The following is an 18563-nucleotide window of genomic DNA, read 5'->3' as shown; positions in this document are numbered from 1 at the left end:
CCATCGCTACTACAATCCGGGGACTGGACGGTTCCTGACGCCGGATCCGATCAAGCTGGCGGGTGGGTTGAACAACTACCAGTACGTGCCTAACCCTACGGGGTGGGTGGATCCGTTGGGGTTGAGCGGAGAATGTCCCAAAGGGAAATCAAGTTCTTCAGGCGATACCGAGAACCCAACAGGAAAGGCGAAAACCAATGAAGGTGAACCAGCAGTTCCTGCTCCTCGCGGTGAAAAAACAGTTCGTGTCCGACATTACACCAACAGAAGAGGATCCACCGGAATCGAAAGTGATGGTGTAATTCAAGCTCAAGATAACAATCGAGTCTATGTTGAACCCGCCAATAAAAAACCACTTAGTCAACTTGAGGCCGAAGAAAAATACCAAATAGGAAGAGGCCGAGGTAGAGATTATATTGAAACAGACGTACCCGAGTCTCAACTGGAATGGGTAAAAAACCCTAGATATGGCACTATGGAACTCACAATCAAGGGCAATCTAAAACTTGAAAATCCAACTTTCACCCGGAGAAAATAATGCTTGATAAAAACAAAAAAATAGTACTCTCTGGGGAGGACGCTCTCGATACCTTAGCAGAGATTGAGTTTATTCTAATCTCGCTTCACAAAATGGGCAGCTACTACGCTGACAAACCAATCGAAGAGTACCGAAGAGCGACGACTGACTTTATCGATGATGAAAAAGTAACTCAGCGTCTTGCAAAAATTCGAAAAATTATCAGCTCAAGTTTTGACTCGACGATCGGAGAGGATGACATGGATGATATCGAACGCCACATGGAAAACATTAAGTTCTGGAAACCCACAAGTTAGGCTCTGTCTGAAATTCCAGAACACTGAAATGTGCTCTGAACTATTTACTCCCCCTTGGACATGCGAGTACCCATAGATTAATAGTACGCCCCCCTGCATGCAGCTCCGCATGAGCTCAAGGATAAAGATGACGAATAGGGCTGCCTGCTGGCCCGTAGCGTAAGCTAGTGCGACAAGAACCAGCTGCTTCAGTGCCACTACACCTACGACGCCCACGGCAACCTGATCCAGCTATGCGACACCTTTAACTACATCCAAAAGGTCGAAAAATCTTTCGATTCTACTGGCCAAACCATTTTGAGGGTCAAAATGAGTAACGATCTTACGATCCCACGCGCCGTCTGGTTCGGACTGGAGGGGAAAGGCTATGACAATATCGCGCAAGAGCTTAAATCTGAAAACCCACTATTTAGAACGTGGGCTTCCATATATGCAATTTACAAGTACGAATTAACAACGCCGCACCAATACTACGACTTCATACACAGCACAAAGGACTCACGCTTTGCGATTGTGGTTTTCACAATTTCCCAAAAGACCATTGAAGCTAGCGACGGAATCGATGACAAAGACATTACGATAGTCAATTTAGAAGAAGCAAACTCAGAAGCCGATCTATATAAACACCTAGAGCACCTAAACATAAACCCCGCCCTTTTCACGCCACCATGGAAATGTGACTACCCGTTATAGCCTACGACATGAGTTAAAAAGCCAGACTCTTGGGGGCAAGCAATCGAACTGCGAGTAGGAAAACAGTCACCAAAACGCTTTGGAAAAGAAACTCCATACGGGTCGCATGAACTACCAAAACTGAGCGGAAAAGAATGAAACATTACTTAGATATAAAAAACAGAAGCTCATTTTCTTTCCCGGAAAGCTTTATAGATGCCATAAGTGCAACCCCGGAAGTCGACATTGAACCGTGGTGGTTCATTGTTTTCGAAGATGGAAGCGTTGACTGCTGGTACCACACCCTGAAAAAACTTTACCCCAAAAGAGATTTAATACCCTTCGCAAAGTTCAACGCAAATGATGACATTGCCTGCTTCGACGGCAATGACAACTGCCACAATCCTCAGGTTTTCATCATTCACACTTTTGCCTCAGAAGGCTGGGAGCTTCATAATACTTACAAAAACTTTAATACCTGGTTTCGACACGCTATAGATGAACATGCAGCCTGGAGTTCAGAAGAATAAAATAACTATAAAAAAGGCGGCAAAGCTCCATCTGTCGTTGACCCTGCAGACCCTCAAAATAACGAGGTGGGCGGTGCCGTAAGAAGGCATATCCTTCTAGAGTCATTACCTGATTCACGTACAAGAACTGGAGATCCACCGTGAATTACCTAGCAGAAGAAATCAATATCGCCCTTAAAAATAACAACATAAGAAGCAAAGAGCTCAATACGGAAGAGCTGAACAATCTAACGATAGAACTAATAGAAAATTCTTTATCCAGAAGGTCAAAAATTTGGACCTTGCACACCTAAATAACCCTACAAAAATATACGACCCGGACTTTTGGAAAAAAATCAACACACTAGATTATCTAGAAAATCCGATACTTATTGTTACTGACAAGAATACCCATGCTTGGAAGCTGCAGTCCTCTACTGACTTAAGTATGGTTCTATCTGAAACAACCGGCTTTCCTTTCTGGATAACCGATACGGTTCTCAGCTTTATCACTTACATGGACGATAATGATTGCGTGCATACAGTCCATTACTCATCGTAAAAATAACCTGTTCCAGCGCCCGTCCACTACAGCCTGATCGCGAACGCCGCGGTGCTGGCCAGAAGCTCGTCACCGAGTACCGCTACGACAGCCAACACCACCTGACCGGCGGCAGCACCGCGCACAAAACACCGCGGCAGCCCGGCGATCCAACATCTGCAGGCCACCGCAGCGTGTTTCGCAAACCGTCAGACTCAAACCTGCGCCTGCCCCCCATCGACAAACAACTCAGCCCCATTCACAAAGCTCGAATCATCGCTCGCAAGGAACACCGCCGCATTGGCGATCTCGACGGGTTCACCCACTCGTCCCATCGGCACTTGCGAAGCCAGGTAGTCGAGCAATCCTTGCTGTTGCGCTGCATCTTGGCCAGCCAGGTCGACCAGGCCGGGCGTACGGGTCGCGCCTGGGCTCAGGGTGTTGACCCGGACTGCGCGGTCCTTCAGGTCCAGGATCCAGCTGCGGGCGAAGGCCCGTACCGCGGCTTTGGAGGCTGAGTAGACGCTGAACGCCGCGGTGCCCGAGCTGCCGGCCGTGGAGCCCGTGAGGATGATGGACGCGTTCTGTGCCAGCAGTGGCAAGGCCTTCTGTACGGTGAACAGCACGCCTTTCACGTTACGATCGAAGGTGTCGTCGTAGTGGGCTTCTGTGATTTCGCCCAGTGGCAGCATGGAGCCGCCGCCGGCGTTGGCGAACAGCACGTCGAGGCGTCCGTGGGTCTGGTTGATGCGGGCATACAGCGCATCGAGTTGGTCGAGCCGCGTGGAGTCGACGGCGATGCCCGTGGCGTTGCCGACCAGTTCCACGGCCTTGTCCAGTTCCGCTTGGCGGCGGCCGGTGATGTAGACGTGGGCGCCTTCCTCGGCGAAGCGTTTGGCGGTGGCGAGGCCGATGCCGGTGGTGCCGCCGGTTACCAGTGCGATTTTGCCTTCGAGTTTCTTGCTCATGATGTTTCTCCCGTGGGGGTTGTGATTTGGTGTGGGAGAAGCGTATCGACCTCGGGATGTTTTCAAAATAGAATCATTTGAAAGTCATCATTGCAGAATTGAAATGCCAAGAATTCCGGATTTCGAAGGGCTGGCGATGTTCGCCAAAGTGGCCGAAGAAGGCTCTTACGCGGCCGCCGCACGGGCCATGGGTGTGTCGGTGCCTACGGTGTCGCGAGCGGTCGCGCGCTTGGAGGAACGGCTCGGTGGTCGCTTGTTCAACCGCACGTCACGCCAACTCTCGATGACGGAGTTCGGCCGACGCATGGTCGAGCAAGCGAGTGCGATGTATCGCCAGGCCGAAGAAATGGAAAGCGACGCCCAGGAACTCTCTGTGCAGCCGCGGGGATTGGTGCGGCTGGCCGTGCCCATGTCGTTCGGCCTGCGCTGGGTCACACCGTTACTCCCTGAGCTGCTGGCGCGCTACCCGGCGCTTGAGCTGGATCTGCACCTGTCGGACTCAACCGTTGACCTGGTCGCCGACGGCTTCGACGCGGCACTGCGGATCGCTGCCCTCCCCGATTCCTCTCTGGTCGCTCGACGGATCTGTTCGGTTAGCCAGCACCTGGTGGCAGCCCCCTCCTATCTGGCCCTGCATGGCCATCCGACCCATCCGCGCGATTTGGCCGCCCATGCGTGCATGAGCTACGCCTATCGGGCACGAAGCCAAGTATGGCGCTTCACCCACGATGACGGCAGCGAACAGGATGTAACACCCAACGGCCCGTTGCGCGTCACCAACGCTGATGCCCTGGTCGCGCCATTGCTGGCCGGGGTGGCCATCGCTGAGCTTCCGGAGTTCATCGCCGCCGAATACCTGGCCGATGGACGTCTGGAACGCATCCTGCCTGAGTGGCACATGACGCGAGGCGGTCTGTATTTCGTGACCCCGTCAGCGCGTGCAAGGCCGAGAAAGGTTCAAGCCCTTTCCGATTTCTTTGCCGAGCATCTTTCAAGGCCAGGTTGGCAGGAGTGACTTGGCCGCTCACACTCCCCAACGAAGCCCCGCGACGCTCACCAGAATCAACCCGATCCAGAAAAACCGCCAAAACGAAACCCCATCCCCCAACCAGTACATTCCCACCAGCGCCGTCCCCGCCGCGCCAATACCGGTCCACACTGCATAGGCCGTTCCGACCGGCAGGATCCGCAGCGCCATCGTCAGTAAGGACAAGCTGCCAACCAACACCACCAAGGTGCCGGCGAGAATCCAAGGCCTCTCCAGGCCATTGGCGGATTTCAGGCCGATCGCAAAAGCGATCTCCAGAAAACCGGCGAGGATCAGCAGCAGCCAGGAGGTGCCGTACGTCATGGGACAAAACCTTTTTCGAGGGTAAAAAAAAGACGAGCCGCTCAGGGCTCGCCAAAGGGGAGGTAGACGTCAATCAGTTGGCCAACAGCTTGCCGCGCACCAGGCTGGCCAGTGTCTTCACGGTCAACACCGTCAGTGCCGCTGTGAGGAACAGCAGGATGAACACAGCGATGGCCGTCAGCAGGATGCTGTCCTGGGCATGTGCATACTTCAGCGCGGCGTTGCTCAGGGCTGCGATGGGAAAGCTGATGGCCCACCACGAAGGCGCGAAAGGCACATCGCGGCGGAACACCTTGAAGCTCAGCACCCCGAACAGGAACAGGCCGAAGTAGAACAACACGCTGGCAAACCGGTCGATCTCGCCGAACACGTTGGTGTACGCCAGGAAGCCGACTTCGAAGGGCGCGATCAACACCATCAGCGACGGCACCATGCCTTTGGCCAGCGCGGCCTGATGGACCAGCCGCGAAAAGATTCGGCTGTAGAACACCAGCGCCAACACCGCGCCCACGGCCATGGCGAACAGATTGAACTCGGCAGCCCAGGCCATGGGCATGTGCGCTCCGGTGACCGCGATATCCAGGGTGGCGACGCCGGGAATCAGCCAGGCAGGCACGGCATTGGACGGATCCTGACTGCCCGACAGCAGCCGTGAAACCACCAGGCCGGCCAGCAGCACGGTCAATCCGCTGCCCACGATCCAAAGTACTTCGCCGAGCAGCGCGCTATGAGGCGCCGCCACCGCAGACAGCAGCAACAGCGCGATGGTGACCGTGCCGAAAAAGTTGCTGGCGACCGGATGATTGAACTCACCGCGCACTGCTTCCGGATGCTTGACCCATTTGCCCAGGTAACCCAGCGTCAGCAGCACGAACACGAGTCCTGCAAACGCACCGATCGCTTCACCCAGCAGGCCGCCGATGCCGAAGTACTGACCGCTCAAGCGCCATGCCAGCCCCAGGCCTGCCAGGCCCATGACGGCGCCGAACAGATTGATCGGCAGATTCTTGATGGAGGTCGTGCGGGCAGCTATCGATTGAGCCGCAGCGACGCTGGGGGTGCAGGCAGTGTTCATGGCAGTCTCCCGTTTGACTGAATTTGCTGTTGTGGCTATTTTCAGTCAATGAGCCTTTGGCTGAAACAGTCGCATGACGACGTATTCAGCCAATCATTCGACCAGGACAGACACCATGCGCATCACACTCCTCGCCTTCCCCCGCGTACAACTGCTGGACGTGGTCGGCCCGGCGGATGTCTTCGCTGAAGCGGCCAAGCAATTGGGCAATCCACGGGCCTATCGGGTGGAAGTGATCGGCACCGACAAGGGGATGATCAAAGGCTCAAGCGGCCTGAAGCTCAGCGTCGATCAGACCGTCGAGACCTACAAAGGCCGGATCGATACCTTGCTCGTGGCCGGCAGCCCGCACATCGACGAGATCGCCCTGAACCCCGCCCTGCAGGATTGGCTGCGCAAGCAGGCCAGATCGGTGCGCCGCATCGGCTCGGTGTGCAGCGGCGCGTTCCTCCTGGCGGCCGCCGGTCTGCTCGACGGACGTCGCGTCACGACGCACTGGAACGCCAGCGCGAAATTGGCCAGGGAAAACCCACAGACCCTGGTCGACGCCGACAGCATCTTCATCAAGGACGGCAACGTGTACACCTCGGCGGGCGTCACCGCCGGCATGGACCTGGCCCTGGCGATGGTCGAGGAAGATCACGGCCGGGAACTGGCGCTCAGCGTGGCGCGGGAGATGGTGATGTTCTTCAAGCGCCCGGGCGGGCAGTCGCAGTTCAGCGCGCAGTTGGCGGCCCAGACGGCCGAACGCAGCGTGATCCGGGAGGTGCAGGATTATGTGCTGCAGCACCTGAAGTCGGACTTGAGCGTCCCTGCCCTCGCCGTTCGCGCCGGCATGAGCGAGCGCAACTTCGCCCGCACCTTCAAGGCCGAGGCCGGCTCGACGCCGGCGGAGTTCGTGGAGCTGGCCCGCATCGATGCCGCCAGGCGCCTGATCGAAGATTCGGACGTCTCCCTCAAGCGCTTGGCCGACACGGTCGGCTATGCCAATACCGATGGTTTCAGGAGAGCCTTCATGCGTCGTCTCGGGGTGGGGCCGAGCGATTATCGGAAGCGGTTTTCATCGGTGTGACCGACGCCCAGAACTTTTCCCCATCTTGATCAAATCTTGAAAAACCCTTGAGCCGGCCTTGTGAATGGCTCCGTAAGCTCCCTCCGTCTGCTCGTTGCAGAACCGTGCAAACCCTCATCGACGGTTCCCCGACGAAGCCCCTCTCCCTCTTTTTGATCTTGATAAGGAATACCCGCGTGCGCGTCATCAATGGACTTCGTAAAGGTCTGATCCTCTCCCTGACATTCAATGCCTCGCTGATCGCCACCGGCGCGCAGGCCGATGAGCCGCGCGCAGGCGACACCGGCCTCTGGGGCGACAAGACCGATGTCACCCTTGGCCTCGGCGCTGCCTACGGCCCTCGCTACCTGGGCTCGGAGAACTACACATCGACGGCCCTGCCGATGCTTCGCGTCGAACGCGGGATGTTTTTCTTTGACCTCAAGGAAGGCCTGGGCCTGCAATGGCAGTCGCCTTCAGGTTTCAGCGCCAGTGCCTCGATCGGCCAGGACGCCGGTCGCGCGGACGGCGACAGCAAGTACCGCTACGGCTCGGACAAGCTCAAAGGCATGGGCGAAGTCGGCAGCTCCACCGTGCTCAACCTGCATGCCGCCCAGCAACTCACCTCGTGGCTGGCACTGAGGGCCAAGGCCGAGCTGCGCACCGGCGGAGAGAAACGCGGCGATCAGTACGCTTTGGGGTTCGAGAGCAAGCTGTTCGACGGCGCCCGCGACAAGGTCACTTGGGGCTTCGATGCCCACGCCGGCAACGCGCGTTTCAACCAGACCTACTTCGGCGTCACCGACCAACAAAGCGCCAAGTCGCGCTTCGCCAGCTACAAGGCCGACAAGGGCATCTATGCCTACTCGTCCGAACTAACTTGGATGCACGCGTTCGATGAGCACTGGTCGACCATCGCCGGCGTCGAACTCACCCACTACACCGACCAGGTCCGCCACAGCCCGATCATCACCAAGGACACCACGGCCGTGAGCTATCTGGGTGTAAACTACGCGTTTTGACGCCACGCCAGCCTCCCCCGAACCTTGCCGTCGCCTGCCCGGGCCGCGGCAAGTCTTGTCTTCGAGCCCCTTATGACCAGCAAACTGATCCTCATTGTCGAGGATGACGCCGACAGCGCGAGCATTCTCGAGGCCTACCTGACACGGGATTTCTTCGATGTGGCGATCGCCAAGGACGGACTCATGGGCGTCGAACTGCACCAGCGGCTCAAGCCCGACCTGGTGCTGCTCGACATGATGCTGCCGGTGATGAACGGATCCGAAGTGCTCAAGACGCTGCGCCGGCGCGGCGACACGCCGGTCATCATGGTCAGCGCCATGGGCGACGAGCCGGAAAAGCTCGGCGCCCTGCGGTACGGCGCAGACGACTACGTAGTCAAGCCGTGCAACCCCAAGGAGGTCGTCGCCCGGGTGCATGCGGTGCTGCGCCGCGTCCAGGCCGGCACCAAGGCCGTGTCCCGGCTGCGTTTCGAGTCACTGTGGCTGGACACCGACAGCCGCTCGGTCGGTGTGGTTCAGGAGGACGGCACGGACCTGCCAGTCGAGCTCACCCCGACCGAATTCAATCTGCTGGCCATCCTGCTGGGCTCGCCGCAGAAAGCGTTCAGCCGGGAGGATCTGTTGGCCCGCTGCCTGCCGGACAGCGATGCGCTGATCCGGGTGGTCGACACGCATATCCACAATATCCGGCGCAAACTCGAGCTTCAGGGCATCACTGGTGTGCTGGTGACGGTGCGCTCGATCGGTTACCGCTTCCATTGAGGCCCCTGCGATGAACAAACCGGTCACGCTGTGGAAATGGGTCGGTTGGCGCATGGGGCTCATCGCCGGCAGTGCCGTCGTCTCGATGGCGATGATCATGTGGATCCGCTACCTCTGGTGGCAGAAAGAGGTCAACGCCAACATTCCCCTGCACGCGCAACAGCGCTTCGCCTCGCTCATGGAACAACCCGCCGGCCATGAGGCCGAACTGTGGGCCTACATCACCCGCTATTACCATTTCGATGACATCCGCCCCGGCATCACCGGCGCCGACTGGTGGACCATCGCCCTGCTCTTGGCCGCCGCGCTTCCGCTGATCGTCGCCACCGGTTTTCTGCTGGTGCGCCCGCTGTCGAGGCGGTTCATCGGGATTGCCGCGGCGGCGCAGAAGGTCGCCGGCGGCAACCTCAACGTGAGCCTTCGCGTCAGCGAAAGAATGCCGCTGGAGATGCAGCGCCTGACCAGCGACTTCAACAGCATGACCCGCCGGCTCAGGCTCTACGAACAAGAAGTGCAGGCGTCCAGCGCCGTGCTGGCCCACGAGTTGCGCACGCCCCTCAACGCCGCGATGGGCCGGGTTCGCGGGATGATCGACACCGTGTTCCCCGCCAATGAGGAGCAGCTCGGTCTGGTGCTCAATCAATTGGAGCACCTGAACCTGCTGGTCGATGACTTGCTTCTGTTGTCCCTCGCCCAGGCGGGTCAGTTGCCCCTGTCGAGAACCACCTTCAACGTCGAGGAACTGCTGCACGAACGGATCAACTGGTTCAAGCCGCAGTTGGCCGACGCCGGGCGCGAGGTCAAGGTCAGCGGCCTTTCGCCGCTGCCGATCAGCGCAGACCGCAACCGCATCGGCCAGCTGTTCAACATCCTTCTGGACAATTACCTGCGCTACGCCGCAACCGGGGGCGATCTGCACATTCAGGGGCGACCGGATCCGGAGCGATTCACGCTGATCTTCAGCGACCGCGGCCCCGGATTGTCCGAAGCGGCGCTGCAGCGTGTGTTTCAGCGATTCTGGCGCCAGGAGCCGTCGCGCAGCCGCGGTGCGGGCGGCAGCGGGCTGGGGCTTTCGATTGCCTTGGCCATCTGCACCGCCCACGGCGGCGAGATCGCCGCGCGCCGAGGTGCGCAAGGCGGAATGGACATTGAAATCAGCTTGCCCTGTGCCTGCGACGACCTTGCGACATCAAAGGGGCATGATCTTTAAGCGTGACAGCGGCGCACTCCCAGCGCCTGGCAGCGACAACGTGTCGACCGTCACCCTTTCTCTGGGCTACGAATCGCTGAGCTCATTCAGCCCCGCGCTCAAGCGCAACATGGCCGCCACGCTGAGCCAATACCGTCATCGCGCGGTCAACGCCCGGTGGGAGGATGTGCCCTTGCAAAACCCCGGCGACCGTCTAGCTTTGTGTTAGTTCCATTTAAATAACATCAAAACACCATCACCCAGCCAGGAGGCGCCTCCCCAGAAAACCATCAGCACACTGCCTTTAGTCACTGAAACGGATCTCAGTCAAAACGAATCAAGAGGGATGCTTGATGAAGCGCAGTCTTTTGCACCGTGTGCGTTCGGCACGCGGGCCAGCTGATCATTTCTGGGTGTCGGTGTTTTGCTTCTCGGGTCTTGTGATCGCCAGCTTCTTGCTGTTCGAGCAGCAGATCCAGGACTTCATCGCCCAGCTCGACCTGTACCTGCCCCGCACACCTTCCCAGCAAATCAACCTGGCCCTGGTGCTGATCGCACTGCTGGCCCTGGACGTCGTGCTGCCGGTGCCTTCGAGCATGGTGGCGCTGTTGGCCGTGGCCGCCCTGGGCGGAGTCGGCGGGTATCTGGTGATCTTCATCGGCCTGTGCCTGGGGGCTTGGTTGGGGTATGCCTTGGGCGCCGGGTATTTCCGGGTGCTGTCCGGCCGTCTCGGGCTGCATCAGCGCAAGCCGGGGCAACTGGCGCAACGGTTGGGCACGCTGTCGTTGATCTGCCTGCGCGGCGTGCCGGTGCTGGCGGAAACCTCGGTGGTGGCCGCCGGCATGCAGCGCTATCCGCTGCGCGCGTTCGTGCTGGTGACGACCCTGGCCAATGCCGGCCTGGCGCTGGCCTACAGCGCCATCGGCACCTTGCTCGTCGAACAGAACGCGCTGCTGGTGACCCTCCTGGCCAGCATGGTGTTGCCGGGTCTGTTCATCGCCGGGTACAGCCTGTTCAAGAGCCTGCGCGGGCCGGCGCCGGAGCGTCCGCTGCAAGGTCGCTTCGACGTGAGTTACGACTATCCGGTGCTGTTCACCGACCATCTGTTCGATCCGTCAAACCCCTGCCTGCACCGACAGCTCACCGCCGGCCAACGGGGCCCGGTGACCGTGCTGGCGTTCGCCGATGAACAGCTGCTGCAATCCACTCCGCAACTGGCGGGACAGATCGAAACCTGGTTCGCCGTCCACGCCGGCGAGCTGCGTTTGAAGGCACCGCCCATCGCCGTGCCGGCCGGGGAACTGAGCAAGACAGCCGAAGTGCTGCAGCAGCTGTACGCCGACATGCTGGAGCACGGGTTGGACCGGCACTGCTATGTCCTGGCCTTGGGCGGCGGTGCCGTGCTGGATTCGGTGGGCTACGCCTGCGCGACCTTTCACCGGGGCATCCGACTGATCCGTATCCCCAGCACAGTGCTGGCCCAGAACGACGCCGGCATCGGGGTGAAGAACGGCATCAATGCCTTCGGCCAGAAGAACCTGCTCGGTGCGTTCTACCCCGCCAGCGCCGTGATCAACGACTTTCAGTTGCTGACCAGCCTCAGCCGCCGCGACCAGATCGCCGGCCTGGCCGAGGCGGTGAAGGTGGCGCTGATCAAGGACGACGGATTTTTCCAATGGATGGAGCAGCAGGCCGACGCCCTCGCCCGCTTCGATCATCCGGCCAGCCGCTACGCCATCCGCCGCTGCGCCGAGCTGCACTTGGGGCACATCACCGGCGCCGGCGACCCCTTCGAACGCGGCAACGGGCGGCCGCTGGACTACGGCCACTGGGCTGCGCACAGGCTGGAGAACCTCAGCCACCATCGCTTGCGCCACGGCGAGGCGGTCGCGGTGGGCATGGCCCTGGACGGGCTCTACGCCAATGCCCTGGGCCTGTTGAGCGATGCCGAGACCGAGCGTGTGCTGAGCCTGCTGACCCGGCTCGGCTTCAATCTGTCGCCGCCGGAACTGGCACTGAAAGACGCGCAAGGCCGTTCGCAGGTGCTGCTCGGGCTGGAGGAGTTCCGCCAGCACCTGGGCGGGCAGCTTTCCATCCCGCTGCTGAACCGCATCGGCGCATCCATCGACCTGCATGAGATCGACGACCGGCTGATGGAACAGGCGCTGATCCGGCTGTCCACCCGCGGTGCTTCGGCACTTGCCTTGAACGAGGGCTGCGCGCAATGAGCCAGATGTCGGGCCTTAAGACCTGGATGACCCTGGGCCGAATCTCCAACCTGCCGACGGTGTGGACCAACACCTTGGCCGCTGCGCTGTTGGCCAGCAGTGCCGGCGCCCTGGCGCCGCCGTCGTCGCTGGTGTGGATCCTGCTGCTGGTCACGCTCTCGCTGCTGTACCTGGCCGGCATGCTGCTGAACGACCTGCTGGATGCCGACTGGGACCTGCTGCACCACAACCCGCGGCCGATCACCCTGGGCCTGGTCAGCCGGGAACACGTGCGCCTCGCCACCTTACTGTTGCTGGCACTGGCGACGGCCTCGGCGCTGGGCCTGAGCCGACTCACCGAGCAGCCGCACTGGCTGCTGGGCAGTGTCGTCCTGCTGGTGGGCTGCATCCTCGGCTACAACCTGCTGCACAAGAAATACGCCCACAGCGTCTGGCTGATGGGCGCCTGCCGCTCGGCGCTGTACCTCACCGCTGCGGCCAGCCTGGCGGTGCCGCCGGAGCCCATCTGGCTCTGCGCCGTTTTGCTGGGCGTGTACATCAGCGGGCTGACCTACCTGGCCCGCCAGGAACACCGCAACCAGTTGCTCAGCCGCTTACCCCTGGCTCTGATGCTGAGTCCGCTGGCCCTGGCGGTATATGCGGACAACCTGTGGTTCTGGCCGGTGTTGCTGCTGTGGCTCGGCTGGCTGGGATGGCACTACCGGCAGCACCTCGCCGATCCCCGGCGACGGCAGGTGCGTGCCTTCATCGGTGCGGGACTGGCGGCCCTGCCGCTGTTCGACGCGCTGGTGATGGCCGTGGCCGATCAACCGCTGGGCAGCCTGTTCTGCGTGATGGTGTTTTTCCTGCTTCCCCACTTTCAGCGCTGGGTGAAACCGACATGAACATGGACGTCACCGTACCGCCCACGGACGCACTCGACATGCGCCGCGAATGCCTGGCCGAGCGGCAGCAGGCCCTGATCCGTCAGCTCGATCCGACCGAGCTGCAATGGTGGCGCGAAGCGCAAGAGCAGCTCGCCCGAACCCCAGACGCCGACACCGCAGCGCTGCTGAGCAGTCAGTGCAAACGCCATCTGCGCGAACAGGCCGTGGCCGACGGCGACTGGAGCACCCTTGAACTGGCCCGTGCACTGTTGCTGGCAGAACTGCTCGAACACAATGTGCGCGGCGCGCAACTGCCGTTGCTGCACCAGCTGTTTCTGTGGGGCGACGACCACGAAAAAATCGCCCTGCTCAAAGCCCTCGACTGGCTCGACAGCCGTGGCCGTTGCCTCGATCTGGCGTTGCAGGCCGGCCGCACCAGCAACAGCCAGGTGTTCGCCGCCCTCGCCCTCGACACCCCTTACCCGTCGCGCCACTACCCCGAACGGGCCTTCCACCAACTGGTGCTGAAGGCACTCGGCATGGGGCTCGACGCCGCACGCCTGACCGGCCTGGCGCAGCGGCACAGCGTCACCCTCAACCAGCTGGCCCTCGACCTGCTGGAAGAGCAGCTCGCCGCCGAGCGCACGGTGTCCCCCGGCCTGCCCCGGCTGATCGCCTTCAGCCTGCTCGGCCCTGCGCAACGCCAGCGGCTGGAAGACCTGAACCAGCAGCACCGCTTGCCGCCGGAGTGGCGCGCCCACCTGGCCGGCACCCCATCGAACTGATGCCCAACCCGCCTGTGCCTTTGACGAGGAGTCACCATGCCCAAGTATTTCGATCCGCATATCCATATGGTCAGCCGCACCACCGACGACTACCAGAACATGGCGGCCGCCGGCATCACCGGGGTGATCGAGCCGGCGTTCTGGCAGGGCCAGGCCCGAACCAGCGTCGGCAGCTTCGTGGACTACTTCGACACCCTGCTGGGCTGGGAACGCTTTCGCGCCAGCATGTTCGGCATCCATCATTTCTGCACCATCGGCCTCAACCCGAAGGAGGCCAATGACCTGTCGGTGGCCGACGAAGTGCTGAAGATACTGCCGCGCTATCTGGTGAAGGACGGCGTCGTGGCCGTCGGCGAAATCGGCTACGACGACATCACGCCCGCCGAGGACCGTTTCCTGTGCATCCAACTGGAGCTGGCCAAGCGGCACAAGCTGCCGGTGCTGGTGCACACCCCGCACCGCGACAAGATCGGCGGCACCAAACGCACCCTGGCCGTGATCCGTGAAGTCGGGATCCCGGAACATCAGGTGATCATCGATCACCTCAACGAACTGACCCTGCCGCTGGTGATGGAGACCGCTTGCTGGCGCGGCCACTCGATCTACCCCAACACCAAGATGTCGGAAACGCGCATGGTCGCGCTGCTCCAGCAGTACGGCACGGACAAGATGGTGGTCAATAGCGCCGCCGACTGGGGCATCAGCGATCCGCTCAAAGTGCCGAAGACGGGCCAGGCCATGCTGGACGCCGGCTTCAGCGAGGCCCAGGTCGAAAAGGTGCTGTTCCACAACCCGGTGGACTTCTTCGCCCAGAGCGGCCAGCTCGACAAGGCCCTGGTCAGCACGCCGCTGCCCATCGACCAACGTAAGCAGTGGCAAGAGAACTCCGCCCTGCGCGGTCAGGATCCGGTGATCAAATGAGCGCAGCCGCCGGTTGGACGGCCGCCCAGGTCGGCTATTGCAGCAACGTGCACCCGACCCGTGACCTGGCCGGGCTGCGGGCCTCCATCGAGCGGCACTTTCAGGGCGTGCGCCGGCTGCGCGGGTTGAGCGAACAGGACAGCGGCCTGTGGATCTGCGCCCGCGCCGCCGCCGAGCTGCGGCAGGCGCCGGCACGCTCGCAGTTCCTGAGCCTGCTGCAACAAAAAGGGCTGAGGCTGACCTCGCTGAACGGCTTTCCCTACGGGCAGTTCCATGACGGCGCGGTCAAGGCCGACGTCTACCTGCCCGACTGGTCCATGCCGGAACGCCTGGACTACAGCCTAGACCTGGCGCACCTGCTGGCGCAGGCCTTGCCGGCGGACTGCCCTCAGGGCGTGATTTCCACTGTCCCCTTGGGGTATGCCGCCCGCTGGAGCCCGGCATTGCAGCAACGGGCCGAGCATCAGTTGCGCCAACTCACTGCGTCGCTGGCCAAGCTGCACCGGGAAACGGGGAAGAAGATCGTGTTCTGTCTGGAGATGGAGCCCGACTGCGTGCTGGAGAACACCGACCAGGCCCTCGCGTTCTTCCGCCATTGGCAAGCCGTCGATCCGCACCATGATCACCTGGCGCTCTGTTTCGACGTCTGCCATCAGGCGGTGATGTTCGAAGACTGTTATCAATCGCTGGGCCGGTTGCGCCAGGCCGGGGTGCCGGTCGGCAAGATCCAGCTGTCCAACGCGCTGATCTGCCGCCTGGCCGGTCTGGACGAAAACCGCGCCCGGCAAATCCTCGACGTGTTGAGCGCGTTTTCAGAAGCCACGTACCTGCATCAAGTCAAGGCACGCGATGCCGAAGGCCGCTTGATGGCCTGGCCGGACCTGCCCGCTGCGCTCGACGATTGCGCGAAGCATCCGGGGCGATACCCCGAGCTGAGGATCCATTTCCATGTGCCGCTGTTCAGCGAACACTTGCTGATGCCTGAGCTCAGCGGCAGTCAGATCGCCTTGGCGCAGACCTTCGATTACCTGGCCGACCACGAGGACTTTCGTCCGGTGCTGGAAGTGGAGACCTACAGTTGGGGCGTGTTGCCCGCGTCGCTGCGGCCCGCCGATGAGCAGGCGCTGCTTCAGGGGATCGGCGCCGAGCTGCGCTGGGTCGAGGCGCAACTCCGCCAGCGGCGCCTGCTGAAAGTCCACGCACAGGAGATCAGCGCCGATGTCCTCTGACCGTCCGCGTCAACCGTTGCTGCTGATCAACGTGGTCGGGCTGACCCCGGCGCTGCTGGGGCCCAACACGCCGCACATCAATGCGCTGCTGAAGACAGCACAGATGGCCAGCCTGCAACCGTCGTTTCCGGCCGTCACGTCCACCGTGCAGGCGTCGATCCTCACCGGGCTGCCGCCCTCCGGGCACGGCATCGTCGGCAATGGCTGGTACTTCCGAGACCAGGCCGAAGTGCGTTTCTGGCTGCAGCCCAACGCGCTGATCCAGGGCGAGAAGGTCTGGGACGTGCTCAAGCGCGAGCTGCCGGGTTTTCGCTGCAGCCAGTTGTTCTGGTGGTACAACATGTACGCGGACGTGGACGCCTCGATCACCCCGCGCCCCCACTACCCGGCCGACGGCCGCAAGCTGTTCGGCCTGTATTCGTCGCCGCCGGGGCTGCACGAACGCATCGAGGCGCAGATCGGCGAGTTCCCGTTCCCGGGCTTCTGGGGACCGGCGGCCGGCATCGCCTCCAGCCGCTGGATCGTCGATTGCGCCCTGCTGGAATTCCGGCTCAACCGGCCCGACCTGCAACTGATCTACCTGCCGCACCTCGACTACAGCCTGCAACGGGTAGGGCCCGATCATCCTTCGGTCGGCGCCGAAGTGCAGGCCATCGACAGCGAGGTCGGCCGCCTGCTGGACTTCGCCCGGGAACAGGGCGCGGCGGTGATGCTGCTGTCCGAGTACGGGATCGAAGCCGTCGAACGTTCGGTGTCGATCAACCGCACACTGCGTTCGGAAGGCCTGCTGCAGGTGCGCCAGTCGCTGACCTGGGAGCTGCTGGATCCGGGGGCCAGCGCCGCCTTCGCGGTGGTCGATCATCAGGTCGCGCACATCTATGTGAAGCACACCCGCGACATCCCTCGGGTCAAGGCGCTGCTGCAGCGGGAACCGGGCATCGAACAGGTGCTGGACAACAGCGAACAGCGCGCCCGCCAGCTGAATCACCCGCGCAGCGGCGAGTTGGTGGCCGTGGCTGCCGCGGGACACTGGTTCGACTACCGCTACTGGCTCGACGACCGCAAGGCACCCGACTTCGCCCGCACCGTGGACATCCACCGCAAGCCGGGTTACGACCCGCTGGAGCTGTTCATCGACCCGGCCATCCGTTTTCCGAAACTGAGAGTGGCGCGCCGCCTGCTGCAGAAGAAGCTCGGCTTTCGCTACTACATGGATCTGATTCCGCTGGACACGGCACTGGTCCGCGGCAGCCATGGCCGGCCGCCTGCCGACGAACAGACCGGCCCTTTGCTCATCACCGATTGCGACCTGCCGTTGCCGCAGCGTTTGGCGGCGACGGCGGTGCAACAACTGCTCCTTCGGCATTTCCTGGGGCAGACCTACACCCACCTGGCCAATGCCAAGGAGCTCACATGCGGCGAGCCATCTCCATAACCGTTCTCAGTACCCTGGCAGGATTAGCCCAGGCGGGAACGAACGACACCTTCGATTGCAGCAACTTCCTGCAATTCGGCGGCGACCTGAACAAGACCCGGGCCGAATTCGCGCAAAGCCCGGAAACCATGAGCTGGAACTGGTTCGCCTGTCTGAACCAGCCGGCGTCCGCGAACAGCCCCGACCGGGTCTGGGAAACCATGAAACCGTCGGACCAGGTGTACCTGAGCAACGGCGCCCAGCCCCTGCCCTACGCCCAGCGCGTGCCGACGCCCCAGGCCGTGCTGGACAAGGCCACGCAGCAGAAGATGAACCTGAACCGGGTGTTCCACAACCTCAACGCCATTCAGCAGGTGGACGGGCTGATCCTGGAAATGGGCGGTGACGTGCCGGAGGCCGAGCGCGGCAAGCCGGTGCGGTTCCAGTTGCTGATGGGCGAAGGCACCTTCGACTACATCGTCGAGAAGCAGGTCTACAACATGAACGGTCAGTACGCGCTGACCAGCAACCTGGCCTTCCCTTCCGACGCCTGGGAGCTGAAGTCCGGCTGGCTGTGGATCGGCAATGACCCGGCCTACCAGAAGCGGCTGGAAGACGACGGTTACTACATCGGCCAGGCCTACTACCAGGACAAGGACGGGTATCAGGTCGGCTACGCCGCGCTGAGCGCACTGCACGTGATCAACAAGCTGAACCCCGGCTGGGTGTGGACCACCTTCGAGAACCGCAACAACAGCAAGTACACCGTGACCAATGCGATCCCGCCCACCCCAATGACCAACAGCACCGGCCCCACCCCGGCGGCGCAGCCGGTCAACACGCAGTTCCAGGGCCAGTTCCCGCAGTTGGCGCAATACGAACAGATCGGCACGCAGATCCGGACGACCCCCACCCTGCTCGCCAACTCTCAGCTGGAGTCGGCCTTCCAGAGCCAGTCCTCGTGTTTCGCTTGCCACGACACCGCCGCGTACTCGAAGAAAGACGGCTACTTCAATTTCGCTCTGAAACAGCAAGGAGGCATCGTTTACCCCACTGCCTTGGTGCCGGCATCGGATTTCGCCGGTTACAACAAACTGGATTTTGTCTGGTCGCTGAAGCGCGCCCAGTGGCAACGCTAAGGAGCAT

19 protein-coding genes are annotated in these 18563 nt (G+C 61.4%); 16 read left to right on the top strand and 3 right to left on the bottom strand.

Going from position 1 to position 18563, the window contains the following annotated elements; genetic code table 11:
- From CAG41_RS28965 to CAG41_RS26085, 4 genes are all read left to right on the top strand, one after another.
- The coding region (locus CAG41_RS28965; RefSeq protein WP_085707672.1) for an RHS repeat-associated core domain-containing protein at nucleotides 1-538 on the top strand (538 nt) is incomplete at its 5' end.
- A complete protein-coding gene (locus CAG41_RS26095; protein ID WP_085640947.1) occupies nucleotides 538-834 on the top strand; it encodes a hypothetical protein in 297 nt (98 codons plus the stop codon). The genes CAG41_RS28965 and CAG41_RS26095, both read left to right, overlap by 1 nt.
- 309 nt (nucleotides 835-1143) lie before the next feature.
- Nucleotides 1144-1527 (top strand): hypothetical protein, encoded by a 384-nt coding sequence (locus CAG41_RS26090; protein WP_085640949.1) that lies wholly within the window; start codon nucleotides 1144-1146, stop codon nucleotides 1525-1527.
- Between the two features lie 134 nt (nucleotides 1528-1661).
- Nucleotides 1662-2036 carry an SMI1/KNR4 family protein gene (locus CAG41_RS26085; RefSeq protein ID WP_085707671.1) on the top strand — a complete coding sequence of 125 codons (375 nt, stop codon included), beginning with the start codon at nucleotides 1662-1664 and terminating at the stop codon, nucleotides 2034-2036.
- A gap of 735 nt (nucleotides 2037-2771) precedes the next feature.
- On the opposite strand, the gene CAG41_RS26080 is transcribed toward CAG41_RS26085, so the two are convergent.
- Nucleotides 2772-3524, bottom strand: coding sequence for an SDR family NAD(P)-dependent oxidoreductase (locus CAG41_RS26080; protein ID WP_085586516.1), 753 nt, complete (start codon nucleotides 3522-3524; stop codon nucleotides 2772-2774).
- Nucleotides 3525-3627: 103 nt separating this feature from the next.
- Here CAG41_RS26080 and CAG41_RS26075 point away from each other — a divergent pair, with 103 nt between their 5' ends.
- Nucleotides 3628-4539 carry a LysR family transcriptional regulator gene (locus CAG41_RS26075; protein WP_085586518.1) on the top strand — a complete coding sequence of 304 codons (912 nt, stop codon included), beginning with the start codon at nucleotides 3628-3630 and terminating at the stop codon, nucleotides 4537-4539.
- 9 nt (nucleotides 4540-4548) lie between these two features.
- Here CAG41_RS26075 and CAG41_RS26070 read toward each other — a convergent pair whose 3' ends face one another.
- Nucleotides 4549-4875 carry a multidrug efflux SMR transporter gene (locus CAG41_RS26070; protein ID WP_085586520.1) on the bottom strand — a complete coding sequence of 109 codons (327 nt, stop codon included), beginning with the start codon at nucleotides 4873-4875 and terminating at the stop codon, nucleotides 4549-4551.
- A gap of 73 nt (nucleotides 4876-4948) precedes the next feature.
- Nucleotides 4949-5950 carry an SLAC1 anion channel family protein gene (locus tag CAG41_RS26065; RefSeq protein WP_085707670.1) on the bottom strand — a complete coding sequence of 334 codons (1002 nt, stop codon included), beginning with the start codon at nucleotides 5948-5950 and terminating at the stop codon, nucleotides 4949-4951.
- Nucleotides 5951-6065: 115 nt separating this feature from the next.
- Between CAG41_RS26065 and CAG41_RS26060 the strand changes: the two genes are divergently transcribed.
- The 11 genes from CAG41_RS26060 to CAG41_RS26010 all read left to right on the top strand — a co-directional run bounded on the left by CAG41_RS26060 (nucleotide 6066) and on the right by CAG41_RS26010 (nucleotide 18556).
- Nucleotides 6066-7022 carry a GlxA family transcriptional regulator gene (locus CAG41_RS26060; RefSeq protein WP_085707669.1) on the top strand — a complete coding sequence of 319 codons (957 nt, stop codon included), beginning with the start codon at nucleotides 6066-6068 and terminating at the stop codon, nucleotides 7020-7022.
- Between the two features lie 176 nt (nucleotides 7023-7198).
- Complete coding sequence (locus tag CAG41_RS26055) at nucleotides 7199-8023, top strand: MipA/OmpV family protein (RefSeq protein WP_085586526.1); 825 nt, start codon at nucleotides 7199-7201, stop codon at nucleotides 8021-8023.
- Nucleotides 8024-8095: 72 nt separating this feature from the next.
- Nucleotides 8096-8785 (top strand): response regulator, encoded by a 690-nt coding sequence (locus CAG41_RS26050; RefSeq protein WP_085707668.1) that lies wholly within the window; start codon nucleotides 8096-8098, stop codon nucleotides 8783-8785.
- 10 nt (nucleotides 8786-8795) lie between these two features.
- Nucleotides 8796-9995 carry an ATP-binding protein gene (locus CAG41_RS26045; protein ID WP_085707667.1) on the top strand — a complete coding sequence of 400 codons (1200 nt, stop codon included), beginning with the start codon at nucleotides 8796-8798 and terminating at the stop codon, nucleotides 9993-9995.
- A gap of 332 nt (nucleotides 9996-10327) precedes the next feature.
- Nucleotides 10328-12202, top strand: a complete 1875-nt coding sequence (locus CAG41_RS26040; RefSeq protein ID WP_085707666.1) for a 3-dehydroquinate synthase — start codon at nucleotides 10328-10330, stop codon at nucleotides 12200-12202.
- Entirely contained in the window at nucleotides 12199-13086 is an 888-nt protein-coding gene (locus CAG41_RS26035) for a UbiA family prenyltransferase (RefSeq protein ID WP_085707665.1), read from the top strand. Before CAG41_RS26040 ends, CAG41_RS26035 begins: the two co-directional genes overlap by 4 nt.
- Nucleotides 13083-13853, top strand: coding sequence for an EboA domain-containing protein (locus tag CAG41_RS26030; RefSeq protein ID WP_085707664.1), 771 nt, complete (start codon nucleotides 13083-13085; stop codon nucleotides 13851-13853). Before CAG41_RS26035 ends, CAG41_RS26030 begins: the two co-directional genes overlap by 4 nt.
- 36 nt (nucleotides 13854-13889) lie before the next feature.
- Complete coding sequence (locus tag CAG41_RS26025; protein WP_085586538.1) at nucleotides 13890-14774, top strand: TatD family hydrolase; 885 nt, start codon at nucleotides 13890-13892, stop codon at nucleotides 14772-14774.
- On the top strand, nucleotides 14771-16003 hold the full coding sequence (gene eboE / locus CAG41_RS26020) for a metabolite traffic protein EboE (RefSeq protein ID WP_085707663.1): 1233 nt from the start codon (nucleotides 14771-14773) through the stop codon (nucleotides 16001-16003). The genes CAG41_RS26025 and eboE overlap by 4 nt, the downstream gene beginning before the upstream one ends.
- The gene (locus CAG41_RS26015; protein ID WP_085707662.1) at nucleotides 15993-17438 is read left to right on the top strand and encodes an alkaline phosphatase family protein; all 1446 of its coding nucleotides are present in this window, start codon (nucleotides 15993-15995) and stop codon (nucleotides 17436-17438) included. The genes eboE and CAG41_RS26015 overlap by 11 nt, the downstream gene beginning before the upstream one ends.
- Nucleotides 17417-18556 (top strand): hypothetical protein, encoded by a 1140-nt coding sequence (locus CAG41_RS26010; protein WP_085586544.1) that lies wholly within the window; start codon nucleotides 17417-17419, stop codon nucleotides 18554-18556. The genes CAG41_RS26015 and CAG41_RS26010 overlap by 22 nt, the downstream gene beginning before the upstream one ends.
- Nucleotides 18557-18563 lie beyond the last annotated feature (7 nt).

The sequence above is a fragment of the Pseudomonas sp. B35(2017) genome, from assembly GCF_002113645.1.
Classification (GTDB): Bacteria; Pseudomonadota; Gammaproteobacteria; order Pseudomonadales; family Pseudomonadaceae; genus Aquipseudomonas; species Aquipseudomonas ekonensis.
The sequence above is the reverse complement of the archived record's forward strand: the minus strand, read 5'-3'. Positions and strand labels throughout refer to the sequence as shown.

Bases quoted from the DNA above. Each gene is read 5' to 3' on its own strand.
- CAG41_RS26035 (WP_085707665.1), top strand. From the start codon at position 12,199: ATGAGCCAGATGTCGGGCCTTAAGACCTGGATGACCCTGGGCCGAATC.
- eboE (WP_085707663.1), top strand. From the start codon at position 14,771: ATGAGCGCAGCCGCCGGTTGGACGGCCGCCCAGGTCGGCTATTGCAGC.
- CAG41_RS26050 (WP_085707668.1), top strand. From the start codon at position 8,096: ATGACCAGCAAACTGATCCTCATTGTCGAGGATGACGCCGACAGCGCG.
- CAG41_RS26090 (WP_085640949.1), top strand. From the start codon at position 1,144: ATGAGTAACGATCTTACGATCCCACGCGCCGTCTGGTTCGGACTGGAG.
- CAG41_RS26030 (WP_085707664.1), top strand. From the start codon at position 13,083: ATGAACATGGACGTCACCGTACCGCCCACGGACGCACTCGACATGCGC.
- CAG41_RS26095 (WP_085640947.1), top strand. From the start codon at position 538: ATGCTTGATAAAAACAAAAAAATAGTACTCTCTGGGGAGGACGCTCTC.
- CAG41_RS26015 (WP_085707662.1), top strand. From the start codon at position 15,993: ATGTCCTCTGACCGTCCGCGTCAACCGTTGCTGCTGATCAACGTGGTC.
- CAG41_RS26080 (WP_085586516.1), bottom strand. From the start codon at position 3,524: ATGAGCAAGAAACTCGAAGGCAAAATCGCACTGGTAACCGGCGGCACC.
- CAG41_RS26010 (WP_085586544.1), top strand. From the start codon at position 17,417: ATGCGGCGAGCCATCTCCATAACCGTTCTCAGTACCCTGGCAGGATTA.
- CAG41_RS26045 (WP_085707667.1), top strand. From the start codon at position 8,796: ATGAACAAACCGGTCACGCTGTGGAAATGGGTCGGTTGGCGCATGGGG.
- CAG41_RS26060 (WP_085707669.1), top strand. From the start codon at position 6,066: ATGCGCATCACACTCCTCGCCTTCCCCCGCGTACAACTGCTGGACGTG.
- CAG41_RS26085 (WP_085707671.1), top strand. From the start codon at position 1,662: ATGAAACATTACTTAGATATAAAAAACAGAAGCTCATTTTCTTTCCCG.
- CAG41_RS26075 (WP_085586518.1), top strand. From the start codon at position 3,628: ATGCCAAGAATTCCGGATTTCGAAGGGCTGGCGATGTTCGCCAAAGTG.
- CAG41_RS26065 (WP_085707670.1), bottom strand. From the start codon at position 5,950: ATGAACACTGCCTGCACCCCCAGCGTCGCTGCGGCTCAATCGATAGCT.
- CAG41_RS26025 (WP_085586538.1), top strand. From the start codon at position 13,890: ATGCCCAAGTATTTCGATCCGCATATCCATATGGTCAGCCGCACCACC.
- CAG41_RS26040 (WP_085707666.1), top strand. From the start codon at position 10,328: ATGAAGCGCAGTCTTTTGCACCGTGTGCGTTCGGCACGCGGGCCAGCT.
- CAG41_RS26070 (WP_085586520.1), bottom strand. From the start codon at position 4,875: ATGACGTACGGCACCTCCTGGCTGCTGCTGATCCTCGCCGGTTTTCTG.